6 protein-coding genes are annotated in these 6,286 nt (G+C 67.2%); 4 read left to right on the top strand and 2 right to left on the bottom strand.

Annotated elements, in window-relative coordinates; translation table 11 throughout:
- Positions 1-141 precede the first annotated feature (141 nt).
- The 4 genes from VKV57_06460 to VKV57_06445 all read left to right on the top strand — a co-directional run bounded on the left by VKV57_06460 (position 142) and on the right by VKV57_06445 (position 4,457).
- Positions 142-2,760 carry a molybdopterin cofactor-binding domain-containing protein gene (locus VKV57_06460; GenBank protein HLW59556.1) on the top strand — a complete coding sequence of 873 codons (2,619 nt, stop codon included), beginning with the start codon at positions 142-144 and terminating at the stop codon, positions 2,758-2,760.
- Positions 2,761-2,850: 90 nt separating this feature from the next.
- Positions 2,851-3,261, top strand: a complete 411-nt coding sequence (locus tag VKV57_06455; GenBank protein HLW59555.1) for a VOC family protein — start codon at positions 2,851-2,853, stop codon at positions 3,259-3,261.
- Between the two features lie 401 nt (positions 3,262-3,662).
- Complete coding sequence (locus VKV57_06450; protein ID HLW59554.1) at positions 3,663-4,067, top strand: hypothetical protein; 405 nt, start codon at positions 3,663-3,665, stop codon at positions 4,065-4,067.
- Positions 4,068-4,085: 18 nt separating this feature from the next.
- Positions 4,086-4,457, top strand: a complete 372-nt coding sequence (locus tag VKV57_06445; protein HLW59553.1) for a DUF5615 family PIN-like protein — start codon at positions 4,086-4,088, stop codon at positions 4,455-4,457.
- A 211-nt stretch (positions 4,458-4,668) separates the two neighbouring features.
- Here VKV57_06445 and VKV57_06440 read toward each other — a convergent pair whose 3' ends face one another.
- Together VKV57_06440 and VKV57_06435 are read right to left on the bottom strand one after the other, a co-directional pair.
- The gene (locus tag VKV57_06440) at positions 4,669-5,181 is read right to left on the bottom strand and encodes an ATP-binding protein (protein HLW59552.1); all 513 of its coding nucleotides are present in this window, start codon (positions 5,179-5,181) and stop codon (positions 4,669-4,671) included.
- A 469-nt stretch (positions 5,182-5,650) separates the two neighbouring features.
- On the bottom strand, positions 5,651-6,286 hold a 636-nt coding region (locus tag VKV57_06435; protein ID HLW59551.1), incomplete at its 5' end, for a cutinase family protein.

Below are 6,286 nucleotides of genomic sequence, written 5' to 3'. Positions count from 1 at the left end.
AGGACGTCGTCGAGCACGCCGACGCCATCGTCGGCGCCCTGCGCAGCGGGCAGATGCCCTGCGACGGCGCCTGGGCCGATTCCCAGGTCGACAAACTCCAGCAGTGGATTGACCAGGGCACGCCCGCCTAGGAGGAATCTGATGAAGCTCACCGTCAATGGTGCTGAGGTCGAGGTCGACAACCGGCACGCGAAGACCCCGCTGCTCTGGGTGCTCAGAGACGTGTTGGGCGTGCACGGCGTGAAGTTCGGGTGCGGAGCGGGCTGGTGCGCCGCGTGCACGGTTCTGCTCGATGGCCGCAACACGAAGTCTTGCCAGACGGCAACCGAGCGGGCGGTCGGAAAGGACGTCGTGACGGTAGAGGCGGCTTCAGGCCCGGTGGTCGATGCGGTCCGCGACGCGTGGCACCGCGGCAACGTCGTGCAATGCGGCTACTGCCAGCCCGGCCAGACGCTGGCCGCGGTGGCGCTGCTGGGCTCGAACCCGTCTCCCGACGACGCCGCGGTCGGTGAGTGGATGAGCGGCAATCTCTGCCGCTGCGGGACCTATGCGCGGATCCGAGCAGCGATCCACGACGCGGCGGCGATCCTGGCCGCCGGGGACGATCCTGGCCCGCTCACGGCGCCCCCGGAGCCGGAGGTGCACCGGCTGACGGCCGAGGAGATGGCCGATCCGGTGCACCCGTATGTGCGCGTGCGTGAGGACGGGACGATCGTCGTGCTCTCCGCCCAGATCGAGATGGGTCAGGGAGTTCACACCGGGCTCGCCACGCTGGTAGCGGAGGAACTCGACGCGGACTTCGATTCTGTTCGCGTGGTCAACGCGGCGAATGGAGTCGGGCCGAACGGCGATGTCTACGGCAATCCCGCCACCGGCGGGGTGTACCAGTGGACTGGGGGATCGAATTCGATCAAAGGATCCTTCCTGCGCTACCGGATGGCCGGTGCCCAGGCGCGGGCCCGCCTGGTCGCGGCAGCGGCGGATGCGTGGCAGGTCCCTCCCGGGGAGGTCGCGGTCGACCGCGGCGTGCTGTCTCACCCGAGCGGCAAGCAGGCAAGCTTCGGCGAGCTCGCAGCGCGGGCGGAGCAGCTGCCCGTTCCGGACGACGTGCGCCTGAAGGACCCGTCCGAGTTTGGGCTGATCGGGCACGAGGGGCGGCTGCTCGTCGACAGTCCCGGGAAGATCTTGGGCCGGACTCAGTTCACGATCGACGTGAGCCTTCCCGGACTGGTGGAGGCGGTCGTGCTCCACCCGCCTCGGTTCGGGGCGAAGGTCGCCTCGGTCGACGACGACGCGGCCCTCGCCGAGGCCGGAGTGATCGCCGTTGTCCCGATCGACGCCGGGGTGGCAGTCGTCGGCGAGACCGTCGCCGACGCTCAGCGCGGTCTGCGCGCGCTGAACGTGAGCTGGGATGACTCGGGAGCCGAGCGCCGCAGCTCGAGCGAGCTGATGGCCGAGCACGTCCGCCTGCTCGAGTCAGCCGAGAAGGCTGTCGTTTCACGCGACGAGGGAGACGTCGACGCCGCGCTTGCGGCCGCGCAGACGACGATCGACGCCACGTACACGCTCCCGTATCTCGCGCACGCTGCGATGGAGCCCAACAACGCGGTGTGCCGGATGCGCGAGGACGGTGTGCTGGAGGTGTGGGCGAGCACCGAGACCCCGCTTTACAGCCAGATGGCGGTCTCGGACGCGGTGGGCATCGACCAGGACCAGGTCGAGGTTCACGTGACGTTCGCCGGGGGCACGTTCGGGCTGCACAGCACCTCCAGCCACGATCCGACCGCCGAAGCCGCACAGGTCGCGCGTGGGCTCGACTGGAAGTACCCGGTCAGGGTCCAGTCGCTGCGCGAGGAGGACTTCAAGACCGGCCACTACAGGCCGATGGCCGCCCACCGCGTGCGCGCCGGCGCCGACGCGGCCGGTCACGTCACCGCCATCCACCACGAGGTGGTCGTCGAACCGGTCTCGGTAGTCCTCGAACCGGTCTCGTCTAACCTGCCCATCGCGAGTGACTTCCTGTTCAAGGGTGGCGTGGACTACATGACGGTCGCCGGGATCGTCGACGGCCCCTACGCATTGCCGAACGTCAGGTTCGGCTCGACCAACTTCGAGTCGGGCGTGCCGATTATGGCCTGGCGCTCGATCGGCAATTCCCACACCGAGTTCGCGCGCGAGTCGGCGATCGACGAGCTCGCGATCGCCACGGGACGCGACCCCGTCGACCTGCGAAGAGATCTGCTCGCCGAGAACCCGCGCACGCTGCGCGCGCTCGAGCTGGCCGCGGAGATCGTCGGCTGGGGCACGGCAGCGCCGGAAGGCCACGCGCGCGGAATTACGTGCTCCAGCTACCTCAGCCACAGCGCCCAGGTCACCGAGATCTCGCTCGACGATCGCGGACGCATCCGCATCGACCGGATCGTCTACACGCTGGACTGTGGAATCCAGGTCAATCCGGATCTGATCCGTGCGCAAGTCGAGGGCGGGCTCCTGTTCGGGCTCAGCGCCGCCGCGTGGGGCGAGGTTGTCCTCGGCGACGGCGGCGAGATCATCACCCAACAGTTCGATCGCTATCCGGTCATGCGGATGCGGTCCACCCCGACGATCGAGGTCCACCTGATCGAATCGACCGAACCACCAACCGGTGTCGGCGAGGTCAGCGTCCCGTCCGCCGCGCCGGCACTAACTAACGCGATCGCGGCACTGACCGGGACACGGATCCGTCAACTCCCCGTCAACAAGACGATCAAGGTCGCGTAGGAGGACAAGCCACCGGCCGAAGTCAATTGAGAGCAACGACCGTATCCCGTCAACAACGGAAAACAGCGAGACACAGGAGGACTGAGGTCCATGAGGCTACTTGGGCTGGATCATATCGCAATCGTCGTGCGCGATATCGACGAAACCGTTGCCCGGGCGGGCGACACCGTTGACGGCAGAGCCGACGGCGGGCGTCTTCGCGGCGGCGACATCGACCTGCAATTTCTGCTGTTCGGTGAAACGCGCCTGGAGTTGATTGAGGTCCGCGCTGCCGGTTTCGGCATGCCAAAGCTCAAGGACGGCGAGACTGCGGTCGTCGGCCATCTCGGATATGAAGTCGACGACCTCGAAGACGCCAAAGCCGAACTGGCACGCCGAGGGGTCGTCCTGCAGGGCGAATTCGAGACCGATGAGGTCCGGTCGGTCTTCACGGCGCCGGAGACGACGTTCGGGGTGACCCTGCATCTCATGGAGCACAAGGGCCGCGGGACGGGCGCATGAGCGCCGCCTTGACCGCGGTCTGTGCCGTGTCTCACTGACCGTCCATACACGTTCAAACGACATGATGGCTGTCACGGGACGAGCGTGTCCCGTCTCAGGGAACATGTCGGCAATGTCCTGCGGAACGACCCCTTCGTGAGACGTCGGGACACTCCCTCGTCTCAAGCATCACGTCGTTTCCGGAACCGACGGCGCGGAGTTGCCTCGTGGGCCGGGGGAGTGGGCACCGGACGTGCTCTTGGTCTCCCCGCGCGGCCGACCCGCCCATGAGACGTCGGAGCCTGGCTCCACGCCGGTCTGGGGGTAGCATGCAAGTCGTTTGCACTGCCCGCTTACGCTCACCTACATTGTCATACATGGTAGCTACTCCTAGCCCGTCGTCGGTCCGGTTCGAACCGCGCGTGTTCGAGCGACTCTCCGCGTTCGTTGCAGCGCACCGGGATCTGACCCTGTCCAGCGCCACCAGTAGGCTCGTCGATGAGGCGCTCCGGATCCGTGAGCACCCGCTCATCACGTTCAAGGATGGCCCGGCCGGGCGCAGGGCCAGGCTGGTCGGCGGTCCTGACGTGTGGGAGGTCATTGGCGCCATCCGGTCGGTCCGCGAAGCTGAGCCTGCACTGGCGGGTGACGAGGTTGTCGAGGTCGCCGCCGAGACGTCAGGGACGCCCGTACCGTTCATACGCGCGGCTCTGGCTTACTGGAGCGACTATCCGGAGGAGGTCGAGGACTTCTTGGACAGGGCACGCGCCGAGGCTGCACAGGCACAGGCGGCATGGGAACGGCAGCAGGGACTGCTGGGACTGTGAGCGGGGGTACCCGGTAACGTGCCCGACGCATTGCTCCTCGACGAGATGTTCTCGCCCGCGATCGCGACCGATCTCGCTGCCCGCGGCATCGACTGCCGTGCGGTCGTTGCGGATCCTGTCCTGCGCGCCCTGTCGGACCTGGAGATCTTCCAGGCGGCACTGGCCGAGGGCCGGGTCCTCGTGACGAACAACGTCCCGGACTTCGAGAGCCTCCGACGTGCACACGAGGCGGCCGGAGACGGGGTTCCTGGCCTCATCCACACGTCCGACCTCACGTTCCCGCGGACGAAAGCGTATGTATACCGGCTTGGGGCGGCACTCGCCGCCGCCGCGGCCGACCGCGAGACAGCGCGCTGCGGCGGCGTGCTCTGGCTGCGCCCGCCTACGTGATGTAGGAGTGCCGCAGGGCCGCCAACATAATGGCTGTCACGATGACATGTAAACGACAAGATCGCCGTCAAACGACATGATGGGCTGGCACGGGACAATCCCGGTCGGCATACCCCGCAACCCTTACTCGGCCTAACGCCGATAATGAGCATTATGTAAAGTAAACCTAGCGGTACTGCTGGCCAGCACGAACGCCGTTAGGACGGCTGGGTTAGCTGTCGGTGCATGAGGGCCAGTGGTCTACTGCCCACTCGGGCCAGCCCGACCAGCCTGCTGGCGGGGCGGGGATCTCACCGCCGTTGAGTTCGGCGGCGTCAGGCACCTGGAATTGCTCCCGCCACGAGTCCACCTCGGCCTCGCTCATCGGGAATGTCTGGTGCGGTGCCGTTTCCTGTCGGAGTGCGATGCGGGCGAGCTGGACGTCTTTGTCCACGGGCAGGTAGACCACCTGGCATGCTGCCCCGGCCGACCGGGCCAGCCAGCGCAACGCCGACCGTTCATCGCGGCCCCAGAGCCCGTAGTCGAGCACGACGCTGGTCCCCAGCCGCAGCGCCTGCAGGGCGACCGAGATGAGCCGGCCTTCGAGCACCCAGCGCTTGCCGCCGGCCATCGAATCTCCGAACAGCGGGATCATCCAGTGATCCGGGGTCAGCCGCAGCGCCTGATGCGTTGCGGCGAGTTCTCCGGCCCGGGTGGTTTTCCCGGCTGCGGGGAGCCCGACCATCAGGACCAGGGTCGCGGCACGCGGGTCCTGCGTGACGGCGGGTCCGGCTGCGGACGGGTACGGGATTGGTTCTTCGCACTGTGAATCGAAACGCTGCGACTGCAACATGACTCCCCTGATCAGGCAGGATGACCCGGCAGCACAGGCATACGCGCGTGACCGCCAGGCAGGACACTGATCGGGCGGTACGTCCTGGCACTGCCCCGGCGAGGGCAGGCGATGAGGCCGCGGTTACGGCAACCTCGGTACCGCCGCTAAGCGGCGGTCCGGGTAGTCATGGCAGCGAAGCAACCCATGCCTTCACCATAGCGGCAGGGTCGGCGGCGATCTGTGCCATGACTCCGGGAGACAGAGACGGCCGCGCAGTCTCTGTCAAACTGTCCCGTTCAGTTTGAGGGGCGGGAGCGGGACGGCGGCCTGCGCACGGCTAGCAGGCCCCCGAAGCGGCGGGAGCACCGCGCGGGTTTGTTTACCGGGGCAGGAGCCGGGCCAGGAACTCCGCAGCCGGGGTTACCTCACCAAAGTGCACGTAATCGAAGTGGGGGCACAGCAAGTTATAAGGTACAGCGCACGCCGGTAGAAACGCGGCAATATTCCATGGTGTTGCCTGGCACACGGGGTCGTTCGGGAAACAGTACGACGCGGTGCGGGGCACCACCTGCCTGGGGATCACCGGGTAGCCCTTCCCGGCCAGCGCGGCCACCCCGGGAGCGGGGTCGAGCCACTTGAAGTCCCGCACCCACGGCGTGTACGGCAGGAAATCAGGGTCGCCGAACAAGGCGACGCCGGAGATCTCCGCGAGCTTTGACGGCCCGGCCGCGGCTAGGGCGTGGAGGGCGTCGTGGATCACCCAGGCGCCCTGCGAGAACCCGGCGAGCACGTAGTGGTGCGGCTGCCCGTGACATTCGGCGTCAAGGAGGTTGATGTCGGACACTACTGTGCTGGCCCCCGACGCGACTGAGGCCTCATAGACCTTGAGGTTGCCGTTGAAAAGGTCGGGGAATACTTTGTCCGCAGGGTACATCACGGGGTAGAACGCGATGGCGCCCGGGGCCCGCTGTTGAAGCTGGTTGTACAGGGACCAGAGTTCGGCGCCCAGGCCCTG

It is taken from the genome of bacterium, from assembly GCA_035307765.1.
Taxonomy (GTDB): Bacteria; Sysuimicrobiota; Sysuimicrobiia; order Sysuimicrobiales; family Segetimicrobiaceae; genus Segetimicrobium.
The sequence above is the reverse complement of the archived record's forward strand: the minus strand, read 5'-3'. Positions and strand labels throughout refer to the sequence as shown.

Bases quoted from the DNA above. Each gene is read 5' to 3' on its own strand.
- VKV57_06460 (HLW59556.1), top strand. From the start codon at position 142: ATGAAGCTCACCGTCAATGGTGCTGAGGTCGAGGTCGACAACCGGCAC.
- VKV57_06440 (HLW59552.1), bottom strand. From the start codon at position 5,181: ATGGTCGGGCTCCCCGCAGCCGGGAAAACCACCCGGGCCGGAGAACTC.
- VKV57_06455 (HLW59555.1), top strand. From the start codon at position 2,851: ATGAGGCTACTTGGGCTGGATCATATCGCAATCGTCGTGCGCGATATC.